This is a genomic window from Streptomyces rimosus subsp. rimosus, assembly GCF_000720725.1.
Taxonomy (GTDB): domain Bacteria; phylum Actinomycetota; class Actinomycetes; order Streptomycetales; family Streptomycetaceae; genus Streptomyces; species Streptomyces rimosus_A.
This window is the reverse complement of record NZ_JOCQ01000101.1, coordinates 1-17,029: the sequence shown is the minus strand read 5'-3', so window position 1 is coordinate 17,029 and position 17,029 is coordinate 1. Positions and strand designations below refer to the sequence as shown.

The following is a 17,029-nucleotide window of genomic DNA, read 5'->3' as shown; positions in this document are numbered from 1 at the left end:
GTATCGCGCACAGTAACACTACCGTCAGTGCCCACTCGCTCGCAGAGCGATGTGAGCGTTGGCACCCCGACGGAGGCGATCAGCCATGCCCGTTCCCCAACTCACCCACGAAGACAAGCTCGACTACACGCCCACCGCGCGCAGCGTCTCCCTCGCCCGGCGGCGGACCGCGCGCCTGGTGGCGGAGTGGGGGCAGGAGTCCATCGCCGGGGATGTGGCGCTGATCGTTTCGGAGTTGGCGACCAACGCGCTGCTGCACGGGTCGCTGCGGGGGCGGCTGTTCCGGGTGCGGCTGGTGGTGAGTACGGCGACCTTGCGGGTCGAGGTGAGTGACCCGCGAGGGGAGCGTTTGCCGCGGAAGAGGCGTGGCGTGGTCTCGACGTCGGGGTACGGGCTCGTACTCGTCGACGGCCTCGCCGACCGGTGGGGGACCGAGCCCCGTACGGTCGGCAAGACCGTGTGGGCGGAAGTCGGACTTCGGGAACGTACCGTTACGCGGCCATACGACCCTGGGCGATCAAGCGGTTGACGACCTGCATGTGCGCGGGCGCGCAGCGTTCGCGCGACTCCTCGCGGTCGAACCACGCGTATTCGGCGATCTCCCGGCCGGGGGCGGGGTCGATGTTCTGCGGGCCGCCGGTGAAGCAGGTCATGTGGAGGCGGCGGCCGGCGTTCACGCCGTGCGCGGTGGCGTGGATGACGAAGGCCTGGCGCAACTCGTCGGCCGGGACGGTCAGGCCGAGTTCTTCGGAGAGCTCTCGGGACAGGGCCTCGGGCGCGGTCTCGCCCGGCTCGTACTTGCCGCCGGGGAGATAGAACGTGTCGTTGCCGCGCGTACGGACGCTGAGCAGGCGGCCGTCCCGTACGTGCAGCCAGCCGACGGAGCGGAGGGGGGCCGGGCGGTCGAGAGCGACCAGCGTCTCGCCGGTGGAATCGGCCGTACGGCGCGAGTGCTCCGTGAAGCCGAGGTGGGTGAAGAAGGCGTGGGCGGACGTGTTGAAGCCTGGGACTTCGAGCGCGAGGGCGCCCCGCAGTGACGCGGCGTGTTCCACGAGTTGGGTGCCGATGCCGCGGCCACGCGCCTCGGGGGCGACATACAGGCCGCTGATCTCGGAGCCGAGGAGGGTGAGAAGGCCGACCACCTCGCCGTTACGCTCGTCCGCTGCAACCCACGTCTCCGTCCGGTCCGGCTGCCGTGTCGCACGAGGCCACAGGCCGGTGATGGCCGGCTCGTCCGCCGGGCGGTAGGGGCGGATGATCGTCGGGCTGCTCATCCGCCGACGGTAGGCAAGGACAAGGGGAGTCGGCAACTTTATTCGGGGTGGGGCGGGGCCTGGCCCCGGGTGGCCCGCTCGGTCCGGCCCGGATTTTCCGTCGCGGATCCCCCGGTGGTGGACCATGCTGGCCCCGATCCCAAGACGTGAACGAGGAGTTGCACCCATATGTGGAAGTGTGAGCACGTTGTCGGCGCCGGCCTGGACGTCGAGGAAGTCGCGGGTCTCTACCGCGCGTCCACCCTCGCCGAGCGCCGCCCGGTGGACGACGTGGAGCGGTTCGCCCGCATGCTGGCCGGCGCCAACCTCGTCGTCACCGCCCGTACCGATGACGGCCGCCTCATCGGCATCGCCCGCTCGATGACCGACGGTTCCTATGTCACATACCTCAGTGACCTCGCTGTGGACGCCGAGTTCCAGGGGCGGGGCGTGGGCCGCGACCTCATCCGCGTCACGCGGGAAGCGGCCCCACAGGCCAAGCTGATCCTGCTCTCGGCACCGGGCGCGGTCGACTACTACCCGCACATAGGGTTCACCCACCACGACTCCGCATGGACACTCCCCGGCCTCGGAGCCTGAGCCCCGCCCCCTGACCGGTACACGCCCGCCGATCTCTATCGGAAGATGTACCGCCTGTCCGACTTAAGGCTGACGTGAGTCTGTACCTGGCGCGTACGAGATCGGCGATTTCCCGTGACGTAATGGAAGGGAGGGGCCGAAAGTCAGGCTCCGAACCGTATGCAAGGGGAGACCACCATGCAGTCCAGGACGAACGCCGGCCGACGTGCTCGGACCACCGTCATGGTCGCACTGCTCGTGGCCGCGCTGTGGGGCGGGATCGCGCTGACGAAGGGCGCGGCGCAGGGCGGCCACGACGCGCCGGGCGGGCCCGTGGGGCACCTCAGCCGCGCCGTGGAGATCATCCGGGGCTGAGAGACGCGGACAGACCACCGGGCGGGCCCGGAGCGACCTCGTCGGTCGCTCCGGGCCCGCCCGCGTATGCGGCCGGTACCGCTTACGCCCAGGTGATCAGGCGCTTGGGGTGTTCGAGGATCGCCGCGATGTCCGCGAGGACCTTCGAGCCCAGTTCGCCGTCGACCAGACGGTGGTCGAAGGACAGCGCCAGCGTGGTGACCTGGCGGGGCTTGACCTTGCCCTTGTGGACCCAGGGCTGGAGCTTGACCGCGCCGAAGGCGAGGATCGCGGACTCCCCGGGGTTGAGGATCGGGGTGCCGGTGTCCACGCCGAAGACACCCACGTTGGTGATCGTGACGGTGCCGCCGGCCATGTCGCCGGGGGCCGTCCTGCCCTCGCGGGCCGTGCTGATCAGCTCGCCGAGGGCGGCGGACAGCTGCGGGAGGGTCTTGGCCTCGGCGTCCTTGATGTTCGGGACGATCAGGCCGCGCGGGGTGGCTGCCGCGATGCCCAGGTTCACGTAGTCCTTGCGGACGATCTCCTGGTTCTCCTCGTCCCAGGCCGCGTTGACCTCGGGGTTGCGCTTGATCGCGACCAGCAGCGCCTTGGCGACGAGCAGGAGCGGGTTGACGCGCAGGCCCGCCATGTCGGGGTCCTGCTTCAGCTCCTGGACGAGCTTCATCGTGCGCGTCACGTCGACGGTGATGAACTCCGTGACGTGCGGCGCCGTGAAGGCGCTGTTGACCATCGCCTGGGCGGTGGCCTTGCGTACGCCCTTGATGGGGATACGGGTCTCACGCGCGCGGACGGCCTCGGAGCCGCCGGTCGTCACGGAAGCGGCCGGGGCCGGAGCCGCAGCCGGGGCCTCGGCGGCGGGTGCGGAAGCCGACGCCGCCGCGTGCACATCCTCGCGGGTGACCACGCCGTCCGGGCCGGTCGGGGTGACCGTCGCCAGGTCGATGCCCAGGTCCTTGGCCAGCTTGCGGACCGGGGGCTTGGCCAGCGGCCGTCCCGCAACGGGGGTGGCGGGCGCCGGGGCTGCCGGAGCCACTGCCCCCGCGTGCCCGTTCAGCTCCGCCTGTACCGCCTGCGCCGCCGCGGCGGCCGGCTCCTGCGCGCCCGGCTGCGCCTTGCGCGCCCGGCGCTTCGTGGACGACGGCGCCGCGCCGTACCCGACGAGGACGGCCTGCCGGCCCTGCGGCTCGGCCTCTTCCTCCTCGGCGGCCGGAGCGGCCTCCGGGGCGGGGGCCTCGGCCGGGCCCGCGCCCGGGGTGGTGTCCACCACGATGATCGAGGTGCCGACATCGACGGTGGTGCCCTCGTCGAAGTGCACCGCCTGTACGACGCCGTCGTACGGGCAGGGCAGCTCCACGGCGGCCTTGGCGGTCTCCACCTCGCAGATGACCTGGCCGTCGGTGACGGTGTCACCGGGCTGGACGTACCACTTGAGGATCTCGGCCTCGGTGAGTCCCTCGCCCACGTCGGGCATCTTGAACTCGCGGAAGCGCTGCTCGGTTGCAGTCATGGTCACTACTCCTCAAGCCCTTCAGTACGCCAGCGCGCGGTCGACCGCGTCGAGCACCCGGTCGAGACCCGGCAGGTATTCGTCCTCCAGCCTGGACGGCGGATACGGCGCGTGGAAACCGCCGACCCGCAGCACCGGGGCCTCCAGGTGGTAGAAGCACCGCTCCGTGATACGGGCGGCGATCTCCGAGCCCGTACCGAGGAAGACCGGCGCCTCGTGGACGATCACCAGCCGCCGGGTCCGCTCGACCGAGGCCTGGACCGCGTCGAAGTCGATGGGCGAGATGGTGCGCAGGTCCAGGACCTCGACCGACTTGCCCTCCTCGGCCGCGACCTTGGCCGCGTCCAGGCAGACCTTGACCATCGGGCCGTACGCGGCGAGCGTCAGGTCCGTACCGGTCTGCGCCACCCGCGCCTTGTGCAGCGGGTCGGGGATCGCCTCGGTGTCCAGGCGGCCCTTGTCGTGGTAGCGGCGCTTGGGCTCGAAGTAGATGACCGGGTCGTCGCTCTCGATGGCCTGGCGCATCATCCAGTACGCGTCGGAGGCGTTGGAGGGGGAGACGCACTTCAGGCCCGCGACGTGCGCGAAGAGTGCTTCCGGGGACTCGGAGTGGTGTTCCACCGCGCCGATGCCGCCGCCGTACGGGATACGGATGACGACCGGCACCTTGACCTTGCCGAGCGCGCGGGCGTGCATCTTGGCGAGCTGCGTGACGATCTGGTCGTACGCGGGGAAGACGAAACCGTCGAACTGGATCTCCACGACGGGGCGGTAGCCGCGCAGCGCCATGCCGATGGCGGTGCCGACGATGCCGGACTCGGCCAGCGGGGTGTCGATGACCCGCTCCTCGCCGAAGTCCTTCTGCAGGCCGTCGGTGACGCGGAAGACGCCGCCGAGCTTGCCGACGTCCTCGCCCATGACCAGGACCTTGGGGTCGGCCTCCATGGAGGCGCGCAGCGACTCGTTGATCGCCTTGGACAGCGTGATCTTCTCGAAGACGGCCATGGTCAGTTCTCCTCCGCGTCCACGAACGACGCCTGGTACGCGGCGAATTGTGCGCGTTCCTCGTCGACGAGCGCATGCCCGTCGGCGTAGATGTTCTCAAAGATCGCCATGTTGTCGGGGTCCGGCATCGCACGGACCACCTCGCGCACCCGCTTGCCGAGCGCCTCGCTCTCCTCCTCGACGGAGTCGAGGTACGCCTGGTCGGCGAAGCCCTCGTTCAGCAGGTACGTGCGCAGCCGCAGGATCGGGTCCTTGGCCTCCCACGCCTCGCGCTCCTCGTCGCGGCGGTAGCGCGACGGGTCGTCGGAGGTGGTGTGGGCGCCCATCCGGTACGTGAACGCCTCGACCAGCGTCGGGCCCTCGCCCGAGCGCGCGCGCTCCAGGGCCGCCTTGGTCACCGCCAGACAGGCCAGCACGTCGTTGCCGTCGACCCGGACGCCCGGGAAGCCGTAGCCGCGGGCCCGCTGGTAGAGCGGGACGCGGGTCTGCTTCTCGGTCGGCTCGGAGATCGCCCACTGGTTGTTCTGGCAGAAGAACACCACGGGGGCGTTGTAGACCGCGGAGAAGGTGAAGGACTCGGCCACGTCGCCCTGGCTGGAGGCGCCGTCACCGAAGTACGCGATGACCGCCGAGTCGGCGCCGTCCTTCTGGACGCCCATCGCATAGCCGGTCGCGTGCAGCGTCTGCGAGCCGATGACGATCGTGTACAGGTGGAAATTGTTGCTGTTGGGGTCCCAGCCGCCGTTGTTCACACCACGGAACATGCCCAGCAGGTTGGTCGGGTCCACGCCCCGGCACCAGGCGACCCCGTGCTCCCGGTAGGTCGGGAAGACGTAGTCGTCGTCGCGCAGCGCCCGGCCGGAGCCGATCTGCGCGGCCTCCTGGCCCAGCAGCGAGGCCCACAGGCCCAGCTCGCCCTGGCGCTGGAGGGTGGTCGCCTCGGCGTCGAAGCGCCGCGTGAGGACCATGTCCCGGTACAGCCCGCGGAGTTCCTCGGCCGACAGGTCGATCGAGTACTCCGGGTGCTCGACCCGCTCACCCTCCGGGGTCAGCAGCTGTACGAGCTGGTCCTGCTCCGCCTCGGCCGGGGCCGGGGCCACCGCCTTCTTCTTGGCGGGCGACGCCTTTTTTGCGGTGGCGCGCTTCCCGCCACCGCGGGTGGTCTTCCGCGCGGCAGTGCTCTCCACGGTCACGTGCTGCTCCTCCGTCTGTCCGGCCCCCGGGGTCCGCCGGTGGCCGTATTGCGGCTCACCCGGTATCCGATACGGCGCACGGGGTGTGTGCGGCACGACGCGGCCCGGGTGGAACAAGGTGCCCCGGCCACGGCCTGCCGGAAGGCGGGCGGTGTGCCCTATTTCCGGAGCCTAGGCGAAAAGGGGGCTGACCTGCGACTTTGCTTGGGGTTCCAAGTAATTTGCTTGGATTTCCGAGCAAGTGGCCGATCAGTCGGCTATCCCCTGTTCTCAGCGTTGCAGCCCGCCGGGACAACGGCACGTTATATCGGTGACCAGGAGCACGGGAAGAGTTGGTGTGTGAGACTGAGCAGGTGCGCGAAGACGGAAAAATCACGGTATTCCTGCTGGACGACCATGAGGTCGTCCGGCGCGGCGTCCACGAAATGCTCTCCGTGGAAGAGGACATCGAGGTGGTCGGCGAGGCCGGTACCGCCGCAGATGCCCTGGTCAGGATCCCTGCGACACGTCCCGACGTGGCCGTGCTGGACGTCCGGCTGCCGGACGGCAGCGGGGTGGAGGTCTGCCGGGAGATCCGTTCCCAGAACGAGGACATCAAATGCCTGATGCTCACCTCGTTCGCGGACGACGAAGCCCTCTTCGACGCCATCATGGCAGGCGCGTCGGGCTACGTCCTCAAGGCGATCCGCGGCAACGAGCTGCTGAGCGCCGTACGGGACGTGGCGGCCGGCAAGTCGCTGCTGGACCCGGTGGCCACCGCCCGCGTACTGGAGCGCCTGCGCGACGGCGGCAGCGCCCGCGGCGACGAACGGCTGGCGAACCTGACCGACCAGGAGCGCAAGATCCTCGACCTGATCGGCGAGGGGCTGACCAACCGCGTGATCGGCGAGCGGCTGCACCTCGCGGAGAAGACCATCAAGAACTACGTCTCCAGCCTGCTGTCGAAGCTCGGCATGGAACGGCGCTCGCAGGCGGCGGCGTATGTGGCGCGGATGAAGGCGGAGCGGCAGTAGGAAAAACGGGGCTCGGCCGGCTGCCTATTGGGCGCCGTAAAAAAAATCCGGGCCCGTCACACCACCCCCGACCATGCAAAACGCCCCGAACTGACAGACTCCCGCCCCATTCAGGACCAACGTCCCGTTTCCGCCGGGGCGGGTGCCTCTACTTTCCCGCGGCCCGGCACGGCAGGGTGTACGCATGCCCACCGACGACTACCGCGCCATCGAGCTGCTGAACCGCACCCCCTACGGGCGGGTGTCGGCCAGCCTGCGGGCCCTGCCCTTCACCGCCGTCACGCGGCACATCGTGGTCGACGGCCGGCTCCTGCTGCGGCTGCACCGCGGCTACGGCTACCACCGCGCCCTGGACGGCAATGTCGTCGCCTACGAGGCCGACAACGCCAACTCCGGCGCCCAGGACACCTGGTCCGTGCAGTTCACCGGCACCGCCCGCGCCATCGCGCCGACGCCGGCCGAGTACGAGCTGTTCGGCCGCACCCCCCGGCTGGCCGACGGGGAGCCCTTCGACCCGGTTTTCCTCCGCATAGAACCGGAGTTTGTCAAGGTCCATCACCTCTCCGATGTCCCTGTGTTCCGGTACGCCCACTCAGCGTGACGCGGTGATCTAACATCTGGCGCGTGCTGCGCTCATCCGATGTCCGGACGGCGGCCCCGCCCGACGGACACACCCTCGGCTCCCTGCTGCGCCGCTACGGCGCCGGGGAGCCGTTGTCGTGCGTACCGGTCGCCGAGGGGCTGCTCAACCGCGGCTACCGCCTCGCCACCACGCACGGCCGCTACTTCCTCAAGCACCACCTCGACGGCGACCAGACCGCCATCGCCCGCCAGCACCGCGCCACGCGCCGCCTCGGCGCGCTCGGCCTGCCCGTCGCCCCGCCGCTCGCCGACGCGGACGGCCGTACGGTCACGGTCCTCGGCGGCCGCTGCTACGCGCTGCATCCCTGGGTCGACGGCCGGCACCGCGACGGCGCCGCGCTCAGCCGACACCAGTCGCGGCGCCTGGGCGCCCTGCTGGGGCAGGTGCACACGGCGCTGGAGCAGGTCATAACGCGCGATACGGCGGGGGCCGGCACCCCGTACGAGCACGTCGGCGCCGACCCCGCGCGCACCTTCGAGATGATCGACGAACTGCTCGCGCTCGCCCGCCGGTCCCGGCCGCGCAGCAGCTTCGACGAGCTGGCCGAGCACCGGCTGCTGGAGCGCCGCGCGCTGCTGGAACGGGAGGCCCACCGCCGCCCCGGCGCCGACCGGGTCCCGGCCGCCGGCTGGGTGCACGGCGACTTCCACCCGCTCAACCTGCTCTACCGGGACGCCGAACCGGCCGCCATCGTCGACTGGGACCGGCTGGGCGTGCAGCCCCGCGCCGAAGAGGCCGTACGGGCCGCCGCGATCTTCTTCGTCCAGCCCGCGGGCACCCTGGACCTGCCGAAGGTACGGGCCTACGCGGGCGCCTACCGCCGCGCCTCCGGCGCCTGCGCGGCGGAACTGGCCGCCGCCGTGCACCGGGTGTGGTGGGAGCGGCTCAACGACTTCTGGATGCTCGACTGGCGCTACCGGCTCGGCGACCGGCGGGCCGATCCCCAGTTCCCGGCGGCGGCGGCGCTGGCGGTGTGGTGGACGCGGGAGTACGGGGCGGTGCGGGAGGCTTTCGCGGAGTGAGAGCCGGGGCGGGTGGGGCGGGCCGCCCGCGGTCCCGGAACGCCGCGACGGGCGGCCGGAGAGGTTCCGGCCGCCCGTCGTGGTCAGGCGCTGGGGTTGCGTGCGGTCAGCTGCCGTCCGAGTCGCCGATCGCGCCGGTGCCGGCCGGGCCGCTGCTGCCCGAGCTGCTCCCCTGGGTCGTACCGCCGTTGCTCGTGGTGCCGCTCGTCGTGCCGCCCTTGCTGTCACCGTTGTTGCCGCCGTCGGTGCCGGTGGTCGTGTTGCCGGTGGTCGAGCCGCCGGTGGACGACGAATGGGTGGGCGGCGGGGACGTCGGGGGCTTGGACGACGGCGTCGGCTTCGAGGAGGGCGACGAGGACGTGCGCGGCGTGGTCGGCTGGCGCGTCGACGGACGGTTCCACGTACCGGAGTCACCACCGGTGCCGCCGGGCTGCGTGTGCGGGGTCGACGGCTCCTCGGACGGCGTCTCGGAGCTCTGGTCCTCGGAGCTCTGCGAGACCGACGGGGTGTTGCTCGGCTTGGGGTTCTTGTCCTTGCCGTCGCCGCCCGCGCTCTTGAGCGCGATGGCCACGCCGACCGCGATGGCGATCACCGCGAGCGCCGCGATCAGCCAGATCTTGCCGCGGCTGCCCTTGGCGGGCCGGGGGCCGCCCTCGTAAGCACCGTCCCCGTCCCGCATGCCGGGCGGCAGGATCGGCTGCGCCGTGGTCTGCCCGTGGTCCGGGTGCGGCAGGGCGGTGGTGGCCGCCAGCGAGCCCATGGCCGGGGTGTGGCCGCCGTCGTGCACGGCGACCGGGCCGGTGTTCCACGTACCGCTGTGGCCGCCCTGCTCGTGCAGCATCTGCAGGGCGTACTGGACCAGGCCGCGCATCTCCTCCGCGGTCTGGAAGCGGTCGTCCGGGTCCTTGGCCAGCGAGCGCATCACCAGGCCGTCCAGCTCCGGCGGCACCGAGGAGGAGACCTCCGAGGGCGGCACCGGCATGTCCTGGACGTGCTGGTAGACGACCGACAGCGGGGTCTCGCCGGTGAACGGCGGGCGCAGCGCGAGCAGTTCGTACAGCAGGCAGCCGGTCGCGTACAGGTCGGAGCGGGTGTCCACGGTCTTGCCGAGGGCCTGCTCCGGGGAGAGGTACTGCGGCGTGCCCATGACCATGCCGGTCTGCGTCATCGTCGACTGCGCGCCGTGCAGCGCACGGGCGATGCCGAAGTCCATCACCTTGACCGCGCCGCCGTGCGTGATGATCACGTTGGCGGGCTTGATGTCGCGGTGCACGATGCCGTGCTGGTGGCTGTAGGCCAGCGCCTCCAGCACGCCGGAGACGATGATCAGCGCCTGGTCCGGCGGCGGCGCGTCGGCGTTCAGCAGCAGGTCGCGGATGGTGCGGCCCTCGACCAGCTCCATGACGATGTACGGCACCGTGTTGCCGCCGACGTAGTCCTCGCCGGAGTCGTACACCGCCACCACCGCGTGGTGGTTCAGCCCCGCGACGGACTGTGCCTCGCGGGTGAAGCGGGCCTTGGAGACCGGGTCCTCCGCGAGGTCGGCCCGCAGCAGCTTGACGGCGACGGTGCGGCCGAGGCGCACGTCCTCGGCGGCGAACACCTCCGCCATGCCGCCACGTCCGAGCCGGCGCGTGAGCCGGTAGCGTCCGTCGCCCACCAAACCGCCATTGCCCCACATCTCCGGCGCATCGGAAAGATTCGCTTCAGGAGAGTGGGAGCCGGTGGCATCAGGATCGGACGGGCCCTGGGGGCTCTGCGTCGGTGCCATCGGTCCTCGCCGTCGTATCAATCCGCATCACAGCGGTAAGGTCTCGGTCTTCGCTAGAGCACGCTACAGGCTCCGCGGCATACGCCGGTCCCGTGATGGACCGGTCATCACACCTTCTGCGGCCCCATTGTCGCAAGTTAACCCGGGGTAATCACAGGCCGACCAGCGGTCCGAAGGGTTCAGTACGGTTCAGATCCGTAATGGGATCTTGCGCATCTGGTCACGGAACGGGCACACGGCTTGACGTGTCCCCGCCCTGGGGCAGACTGGGCTGCGATCCACCACCGATCTCGAACAACCCATACTGATCTCGGCACGTCCACCGGCGCACGAGCCGCAGCCCGCGACGTTGAGTACCGTCTGTACACGTCATCACGTCAGAGCGCTGCCAGGACGGGCACAGCAACAAAGAGCCACGAGGCGCGGCGCGCCGCAACACGTGCGCAGGAACAGCGCGCCAAGGGGGAAGCGGAACCATGAGCCAGGACGGCGCTCAGGGCCAATACGAGGGCCGTTCGGTCGGCGGTGGACGCTACCAGCTCCGTGATCTTCTGGGCGCCGGCGGCATGGCGTCCGTGCACCTCGCGTACGACAGCGTCCTGGACCGCGAGGTCGCGATCAAGACCTTGCACACCGAGCTGGGCCGCGAGCAGGCCTTCCGCGAGCGCTTCCGGCGCGAGGCGCAGTCCGTGGCCAAACTCACGCACACCAACATCGTCTCGGTGTTCGACTCCGGCGAGGACCAGCTCGACGGCGGCATGGTGCCGTACATCGTCATGGAGTACGTCGCGGGCCAGCCGCTCCGCTCCGACCTGGACACCGACATCGCCCAGCACGGCGCGATGCCCACCGGGAAAGCGCTGAAGATCACCGCCGATGTGCTGGCCGCCCTGGAGGTCAGCCACGAAATGGGCCTGGTCCACCGGGACATCAAGCCCGGCAACGTCATGCTGAACAAGCGCGGCGTGGTCAAGGTCATGGACTTCGGCATCGCCCGTGCCATGCAGTCCGGCGTCACCTCGATGACGCAGACCGGCATGGTCGTCGGCACCCCGCAGTACCTCTCCCCCGAGCAGGCGCTGGGCCGCGGCGTGGACGCCCGCTCGGACCTGTACTCGGTCGGCATCATGCTCTTCGAGCTGCTGACCGGGCAGCTGCCCTTCGACGCGGACTCGCCGCTGGCCATCGCCTACGCGCACGTCCAGGAGGAGCCGCCGGTCCCCTCCAGCATCAACCGGTCGCTGCCGCCCGCCGTGGACGCGCTGGTCGCCCGCGCGCTGAAGAAGAACCCCAACGAGCGGTTCCCGACCGCCGAGGCCATGCGGGACGAGTGCCTGCGCGTCGCCGGGTCGGGACAGTCCGGCGCGACGCCGCTCATCATCAGCGAGGGCCCGCGCGCCCGTAACAGCGGCTCCTCGGTGTCCTCCGCGGTCTTCCCGGCCGCCTCCGCGAACGCCGCGGGACCGCACACCCCGGTGCCGCCGAGCGTGCAGACGCCCTACCAGCCGACGCAGGCAGCGCCCCAAGCGGGCCCGCCGATGGGCCCGGGGCCGTCGGCGAACGGCGGGCCCGGCTTCGGCCCCTCCGCGCCGTCCACACCGCCGCCGGTGAACGCCTTCCAGCCGCCGGGGCCCATCCCCTCCCAGGGCCCGGGACCGGCCCCCTACAACAGCTTCCAGACCCCGCCCCCGTACGCGGGGCCCACCACGCCCGCACCCGCGCCCGCGCCGGTCGGTCCCGGCCCCGGCGGCAACCGCTCCGGCAGGGGCAACACCCCGGTGGTCGTGGTCTCCGCCATCGTCGGCGTGGTCGTGGTCACCGCGATCGCCATCGGCATCGGCCTGAGCGGCGGCGGCGACAGCCCGAACCCGCGCCCCACCGGCGCGTACAGCTACTCGCCGTCCCCCTCGGACTCGGTCAAACCCGAGGACCCGACGGCCACCATCTCGACCACGCGCTGCACCGACCCGGTCAAGAGTTACAGCCAGAAGGGCAAAATCTTCCTGCCGTCCTTCTACGGCAAGAACCTGACCTCGGTGAAGAAGTGCATGGAGGCGGCCGGCTGGTCGTATGACATCACCGAGCGCAGCAACTACCTGTACGGCAAGAACACCGTCATCGGCCAGTCGCCGATCTCGATGTGGGACCCGTCGTCCGGCGAGAAGATTCACCTGACCGTGTCGACGGGGCGCAGTTCGTAGGACCGCAGGCCGGGCCGGCCCAGGCCTCGGCACACGGACCGGACGGACAGGAGGGCCCGGCGCGCGGAGTGCGCGGCGGGCCCTTCCTGTCCGTCCGAACCTGGTGGTGCGTTGTCAGAGCCTGGTGGGTGCGTTAAAGGAATTAAAGGTACGGGCCGGAGCGGGCGCCGCCCTGGCTCTGCTGGGCCTGCTCCAGGTCCTCGGACGGCACCGCACCGGGCGGCAGCGCACGGCGCATCTGCTCCAACTGGGCGCGGGCCGCCATCTGCTGGGCGAACAGCGCGGTCTGGATACCGTGGAAGAGCCCCTCCAGCCAGCCGACCAACTGGGCCTGGGCGATCCGCAGTTCCGCGTCCGTGGGCACCGAGTCGTCGGTGAACGGCAGCGACAGCCGCTCCAGCTCCTCGACCAGCTCGGGCGCCAGCCCGTCCTCCAGCTCCTTGACCGAGCTGGAGTGGATCTCCTTCAGACGCACCCGGCTCGCCTCGTCCAGCGGTGCGGCCTTCACCTCTTCGAGAAGCTGCTTGATCATGCTGCCGATGCGCATGACCTTCGCGGGCTGTTCGACCATGTCCGTCACGGGAACCTCGCGGGACTCGTCGTCGCCGTCCCCGCCACCGGAGCCGGCGCTGCCGAGAGCCATCCCGTCCGGGCCGACAACCAGGACGTGCGGGCTCTCCTGCGACCGTTCGTTCATCGGCATATCCATGCCGCCATTCTCTCGTACAGCTGACTAGGAACGGTTGTGCCCTGGGAGAAAGATGATCCAACCTCCGGATGGGGATGAGCTTTGGGGTGAACTCGGGATGAGCTGTGAGGTGGTGCAGGAGGACGGGGTACGGGCCGGGGGTGGCGGGCCGGTCACGAGCGCCTGAGCCGCAGGGCGATGAAGGCCAGCCCGAGGCCGGTCAGGGCCATGCCGGCGCCCAGCGGCAGCACCCGGTGGACACCGTTGCCCTGCTCGGCGGCGGTGCCCGGGGAGCGCTCGGCGGCCGAGGCGGCGCCGGGCACCGCACCGGGCGCGTAACGGGAGGAGCCGTGCGGCCGTGCGGCGACCGCCGACGAGGCGGGGGCCTGGAGGGGCGGCAGCGGTACGTAGGGCCGGTGGGCGAGGCGCCCGGCCAGGTCGTTCCGGCGGGGCCGTGTGGGGGCGGGCGAGGCCTTTCCAGGGGGCTTGGAAGCCGCTGGGGACGAAGGCCGGGACGCGTGGCCGAGCTGCGCTTCCGCGTCGGCCGACAGGTCGTTCGGGGCGGGCGGGCCGGGCGCCTGCGGAAGGGCCGGGCGGGTGTCGTCCGTACCGGAGCCGGACACCGGACCGCCGGAGGGGGCCAGAACGCCGGGACCGAGCGGAATGAGGCGGCCCAGGGCATCGAGGGGGCTGGTGGGGTTGGCGGGGGTGGCTGTGCTGGTGCCGTCTCCCGTGTCCGCATCAGGGTTCGGGGCCTGGCCGTGGCTGGGGGGCTCGTGGTGGCCCGGGGGCTCGGCGTGGTCCACGTGGTCGGCGTCCTCCGGGCGGCCGGGGCCCTGGTTGCGGTGGGGGAGCGTACGGGGGTGGGCGGCGGAGCTGTGCGTGAGGACGGTGCCGTGCGGGGCTGCCGCGGTCGCTGTGGCCGCTGTGGCCGCTGTGGCTGTCGCGTACGGGAGGGGCAGGAGCGCCGTAATGAGCAACAGGCTGGCTGTGAGGCGCTGACGGGGCCGGTGGGGGCGGAGTGAACGCGGACGGCACTGCCGTCCTGCTGCCGGGGCCACGGGTATCGAGCGCACGGGTACCGGAGTAACCGGTGCGGGGGACATGTATGCCAAGCACAAGCATGGCGATCGCATGCATTCCGGGGCCACGAGTTTCGACGTCACACCCATGACCTCCCGTACCTGCGGAGTGGTCGCCTGATTCCCTCAGCGTCACACGGAGGGTTGTGCGCGGCATCCCGGGTGGTGCGGGGGTGTGGTGGGGGCGTGGTGGAGCGGTGGCGGGCGGGCGCGCGGTGTGAGTCGGTGGTGCGCAGGTGGGCGCGCGGTGGTGCCGGAGCTTCGGCACCACCGCGTCGCGCGCCGGTGCGCCGGGCTCAGACCGTCAGGACGACCTTGCCCACATGGCTGCTGGCGTCCACGATCCGGTGCGCCTCGGCCGCCTCGGCCATCGGCAGCGTACGGTCCACGATCGGCCGGACCTGACCGTTCTCGATCAGCGGCCAGACGTGCTCCCGTACGGCCGCGACGATCGCCGCCTTCTCGGCCAGTGGACGGCCGCGCAGCGAGGTGGCGGTGACCGCGCCGCGCTTGGTGAGCAGCGCACCGAGGTTCAACTCGCCCTTGGCACCGCCCTGGAGACCGATGATCGCCAGGCGCCCGTTGGTGGCCAGCGCCTTGACGTTCGGTTCGAGGTACTTGGCGCCCATGATGTCCAGGATGACGTCCGCGCCCTTGCCGTCGGTGGCCGCCCGCACCTCCTCCACGAAGTCCTGGTCCCGGTAGTTGACGAGGATGTCGGCGCCCAGTTCGGCGCAGCGGGCCAGCTTGTCGGCGCTGCCCGCGGTGACCGCGACCCGCGCGCCGACCGCCTTGGCCAGCTGGATCGCCATCGTGCCGATCCCGCTGGAGCCGCCGTGCGCCAGCAGCGTCTCGCCGGGCCGCAGGTGCGCGATCATGAAGACGTTCGACCATACGGTGCAGGTCACCTCGGGCAGTGCCGCTGCGGCGGCCATGTCGAGGCCCTTCGGTACGGGCAGCAGCTGGCCCGCCGGTACGACGACCTGCTCCGCGTACCCGCCGCCCGAGAGCAGCGCGCACACCTCGTCGCCGACCGCCCAGCCGCCGACCCCCGGGCCGAGCGCCTTGATCCGGCCGGCGCACTCCAGGCCGGGGTACGGGGACGCGCCGGGCGGCGGATCGTAGAAGCCCTGGCGCTGGAGGAGGTCGGCACGGTTGACGGCCGTTGCCGCCACCTCGACCAGGACCTCCCCTTCGGACGGCTGCGGATCGGGCACCTCGGCCCATACGAGGGCGTCGGGGCCACCGGGTTCGGGAATGGTGATCGCACGCATGGCCGCGAGGCTACTCGCCCTCGCAGGACGGCGTACGGAGGCGGTGGCCGGGCGGGTGGTCGCGGGGGCCGCCGGGCGGACGCGGGGACCGCCGGGAGGTGGCGAGGGCCGCCGGGAGGTGACGTGTCGGTGGTGCTTTGTCGGCTCTTCGGGTCGGCTCTTCCGGTCGCCTCTGCTGGTCGTCTCGTCGCTCCTGGTCGTCCCGCCGCTACTGGTCGTCCCGGCGGACGGGGGCCATCGGGGACACCCCCGTACCGGGAATCATCGGCTTCGCGCTGGACCTGGCCGTCCCGTCCGGCTCCTCCGGCGGCACCGCCCGCACGATGGTGATCACCCGGTCGGCGGGCTGCAACGGGCTGGCCGCCGGGTCGTCGTACCCGAGCAGCCGGTGACCGCGCAGCACCGAGACGATCAGGTCGTCGGTCTCCCGTACCGACTTGCCGACCTCGGCCTTCACCACCGGACGCTCGATCAGGTCCAGGCCGCTGCCCTGCTGGATCAGGTCCTCCAGGACCGTACCGGCGCTGGGGCTGTGCACCGACAGGCCCAGCAGGCGGCCGGCGGCGCTGGCCGAGGTGATGACCATGTCGGCGCCGGACTGGCGCAGCAGCGGCGCGTTCTCCTCCTCCCGTACGGCCGCGACGATGTTGGCCTTCTTGTTGAGCTGGCGGGCGGTGAGCGAGACGAGGACGGCGGTGTCGTCGCGCTGGGTGGCGATGACGACCTGGCGGGCGCGCTGGATCTCGGCCCGTACCAGGACGTCGCTGCGCGTGGCGTCCCCGATCACGCCCGCGAAGCCCTCGGCCACCGCCGAGTCGATGACCTTGGGGCTCGGGTCGACGATGACGATGCGGTCGCGGGTCAGGCCCGTCGCACGCAGGGTCTGGGCCGCGGACCGGCCCTTGGTGCCGAAGCCGACGATGACGGTGTGGTCGCGCAAGGCGTTTCTCCAGCGGTTCAGTTGCCACTGCTCGCGGGTGCGCTCGGTGAGGACTTCGAGAGTGGTGCCGACCAGGATGATCAGGAAGAGGACCCGGAGGGGCGTGATGAGCAGGATGTTGAGCAGCCGCGCGCCGTCCCCGTACGGGACGATGTCGCCGTAACCGGTGGTCGAGAGCGTGACGGTGGCGTAGTAGACGCAGTCGAGGAAGTCGACGGAGCCGTTGGCGTTGTCGTGGTACTCGTCCCGGTCGATCCAGACGATGGCCACCGTCGCGACCAGCACCAGCAGCGCCATCAGCAGGCGGCGCGCGACCTGGCGCAGCGGCGCCAAGGGGGCACGGCGGGGCAGCACGACGCGGTGGCTGTGGCTCTCGGGGATCTCCCGGGCCGCGGCGTCGTGGGTGGGGAGCTTCACGCGGCGCCTCCGCCGGTCGGGTCGGTGGGGGAAACGTTCGGGCGGTGGGGCGGGGCGGGGGCGCGG

General features: G+C 71.3%; 16 protein-coding genes. 7 read left to right on the top strand and 9 right to left on the bottom strand.

Going from position 1 to position 17,029, the window contains the following annotated elements:
• Positions 1-85 precede the first annotated feature (85 nt).
• Positions 86-529, top strand: coding sequence for an ATP-binding protein (locus IH45_RS0134570; RefSeq protein WP_030677917.1), 444 nt, complete (start codon positions 86-88; stop codon positions 527-529).
• Here IH45_RS0134570 and IH45_RS1000000147220 read toward each other — a convergent pair.
• A complete protein-coding gene (locus IH45_RS1000000147220; protein ID WP_030677915.1) occupies positions 492-1,274 on the bottom strand; it encodes a GNAT family N-acetyltransferase in 783 nt (260 codons plus the stop codon). The two genes, IH45_RS0134570 and IH45_RS1000000147220, sit on opposite strands and share 38 nt — an antisense overlap.
• Before the next feature lie 168 nt (positions 1,275-1,442).
• Between IH45_RS1000000147220 and IH45_RS0134560 the strand changes: the two genes are divergently transcribed.
• Complete coding sequence (locus IH45_RS0134560) at positions 1,443-1,853, top strand: GNAT family N-acetyltransferase (protein WP_030677914.1); 411 nt, start codon at positions 1,443-1,445, stop codon at positions 1,851-1,853.
• Positions 1,854-2,030: 177 nt separating this feature from the next.
• Positions 2,031-2,207, top strand: a complete 177-nt coding sequence (locus IH45_RS1000000149550) for a hypothetical protein (protein ID WP_199810752.1) — start codon at positions 2,031-2,033, stop codon at positions 2,205-2,207.
• Positions 2,208-2,289: 82 nt separating this feature from the next.
• Here IH45_RS1000000149550 and IH45_RS0134550 read toward each other — a convergent pair whose 3' ends face one another.
• The 3 genes from IH45_RS0134550 to pdhA are packed head-to-tail and all read right to left on the bottom strand — an operon-like array spanning position 2,290 to position 5,912.
• Positions 2,290-3,714 carry a dihydrolipoamide acetyltransferase family protein gene (locus tag IH45_RS0134550; RefSeq protein WP_030677912.1) on the bottom strand — a complete coding sequence of 475 codons (1,425 nt, stop codon included), beginning with the start codon at positions 3,712-3,714 and terminating at the stop codon, positions 2,290-2,292.
• A gap of 21 nt (positions 3,715-3,735) precedes the next feature.
• Positions 3,736-4,719, bottom strand: coding sequence for an alpha-ketoacid dehydrogenase subunit beta (locus IH45_RS0134545; RefSeq protein WP_030374496.1), 984 nt, complete (start codon positions 4,717-4,719; stop codon positions 3,736-3,738).
• 2 nt (positions 4,720-4,721) lie between these two features.
• Positions 4,722-5,912: a pyruvate dehydrogenase (acetyl-transferring) E1 component subunit alpha gene (pdhA, locus tag IH45_RS0134540; protein ID WP_030677911.1), complete on the bottom strand. Its 1,191-nt coding sequence runs from the start codon at positions 5,910-5,912 to the stop codon at positions 4,722-4,724.
• Between the two features lie 353 nt (positions 5,913-6,265).
• Here pdhA and IH45_RS0134535 point away from each other — a divergent pair, with 353 nt between their 5' ends.
• From IH45_RS0134535 to IH45_RS0134525, 3 genes are all read left to right on the top strand, one after another.
• Positions 6,266-6,925 carry a response regulator gene (locus tag IH45_RS0134535; protein WP_030677909.1) on the top strand — a complete coding sequence of 220 codons (660 nt, stop codon included), beginning with the start codon at positions 6,266-6,268 and terminating at the stop codon, positions 6,923-6,925.
• Between the two features lie 184 nt (positions 6,926-7,109).
• Positions 7,110-7,526, top strand: a complete 417-nt coding sequence (locus tag IH45_RS0134530; protein WP_030677906.1) for a pyridoxamine 5'-phosphate oxidase family protein — start codon at positions 7,110-7,112, stop codon at positions 7,524-7,526.
• A gap of 23 nt (positions 7,527-7,549) precedes the next feature.
• The gene (locus IH45_RS0134525; protein ID WP_030677904.1) at positions 7,550-8,590 is read left to right on the top strand and encodes a phosphotransferase; all 1,041 of its coding nucleotides are present in this window, start codon (positions 7,550-7,552) and stop codon (positions 8,588-8,590) included.
• 106 nt (positions 8,591-8,696) lie between these two features.
• Here the strand turns inward: IH45_RS0134525 and IH45_RS0134520 are convergent, their stop codons facing one another.
• Complete coding sequence (locus tag IH45_RS0134520) at positions 8,697-10,361, bottom strand: protein kinase domain-containing protein (protein WP_030677901.1); 1,665 nt, start codon at positions 10,359-10,361, stop codon at positions 8,697-8,699.
• 476 nt (positions 10,362-10,837) lie between these two features.
• On the opposite strand from IH45_RS0134520, the gene IH45_RS0134515 reads away from it, so the two are divergent.
• Positions 10,838-12,562: a Stk1 family PASTA domain-containing Ser/Thr kinase gene (locus tag IH45_RS0134515; protein WP_030677898.1), complete on the top strand. Its 1,725-nt coding sequence runs from the start codon at positions 10,838-10,840 to the stop codon at positions 12,560-12,562.
• 142 nt (positions 12,563-12,704) lie between these two features.
• On the opposite strand, the gene IH45_RS0134510 is transcribed toward IH45_RS0134515, so the two are convergent.
• From IH45_RS0134510 to IH45_RS0134495, 4 genes are all read right to left on the bottom strand, one after another.
• Entirely contained in the window at positions 12,705-13,271 is a 567-nt protein-coding gene (locus tag IH45_RS0134510) for a bacterial proteasome activator family protein (protein WP_030374491.1), read from the bottom strand.
• Between the two features lie 152 nt (positions 13,272-13,423).
• Positions 13,424-14,230: a hypothetical protein gene (locus IH45_RS0134505; RefSeq protein ID WP_158813360.1), complete on the bottom strand. Its 807-nt coding sequence runs from the start codon at positions 14,228-14,230 to the stop codon at positions 13,424-13,426.
• 398 nt (positions 14,231-14,628) lie between these two features.
• A complete protein-coding gene (locus IH45_RS0134500) occupies positions 14,629-15,606 on the bottom strand; it encodes an NAD(P)H-quinone oxidoreductase (protein WP_030677893.1) in 978 nt (325 codons plus the stop codon).
• A gap of 208 nt (positions 15,607-15,814) precedes the next feature.
• A complete protein-coding gene (locus tag IH45_RS0134495; protein WP_030677890.1) occupies positions 15,815-16,963 on the bottom strand; it encodes a potassium channel family protein in 1,149 nt (382 codons plus the stop codon).
• Positions 16,964-17,029: the final 66 nt, after the last annotated feature.

Excerpts from the sequence above, each read along its gene's own strand:
- IH45_RS0134520 (WP_030677901.1), bottom strand. The coding sequence starts at position 10,361 with ATGGCACCGACGCAGAGCCCCCAGGGCCCGTCCGATCCTGATGCCACC.
- IH45_RS0134515 (WP_030677898.1), top strand. The coding sequence starts at position 10,838 with ATGAGCCAGGACGGCGCTCAGGGCCAATACGAGGGCCGTTCGGTCGGC.
- IH45_RS0134500 (WP_030677893.1), bottom strand. The coding sequence starts at position 15,606 with ATGCGTGCGATCACCATTCCCGAACCCGGTGGCCCCGACGCCCTCGTA.
- IH45_RS0134570 (WP_030677917.1), top strand. The coding sequence starts at position 86 with ATGCCCGTTCCCCAACTCACCCACGAAGACAAGCTCGACTACACGCCC.
- IH45_RS0134530 (WP_030677906.1), top strand. The coding sequence starts at position 7,110 with ATGCCCACCGACGACTACCGCGCCATCGAGCTGCTGAACCGCACCCCC.
- IH45_RS1000000147220 (WP_030677915.1), bottom strand. The coding sequence starts at position 1,274 with ATGAGCAGCCCGACGATCATCCGCCCCTACCGCCCGGCGGACGAGCCG.
- IH45_RS0134510 (WP_030374491.1), bottom strand. The coding sequence starts at position 13,271 with ATGGATATGCCGATGAACGAACGGTCGCAGGAGAGCCCGCACGTCCTG.
- IH45_RS0134550 (WP_030677912.1), bottom strand. The coding sequence starts at position 3,714 with ATGACTGCAACCGAGCAGCGCTTCCGCGAGTTCAAGATGCCCGACGTG.
- IH45_RS0134545 (WP_030374496.1), bottom strand. The coding sequence starts at position 4,719 with ATGGCCGTCTTCGAGAAGATCACGCTGTCCAAGGCGATCAACGAGTCG.
- IH45_RS0134560 (WP_030677914.1), top strand. The coding sequence starts at position 1,443 with ATGTGGAAGTGTGAGCACGTTGTCGGCGCCGGCCTGGACGTCGAGGAA.
- IH45_RS1000000149550 (WP_199810752.1), top strand. The coding sequence starts at position 2,031 with ATGCAGTCCAGGACGAACGCCGGCCGACGTGCTCGGACCACCGTCATG.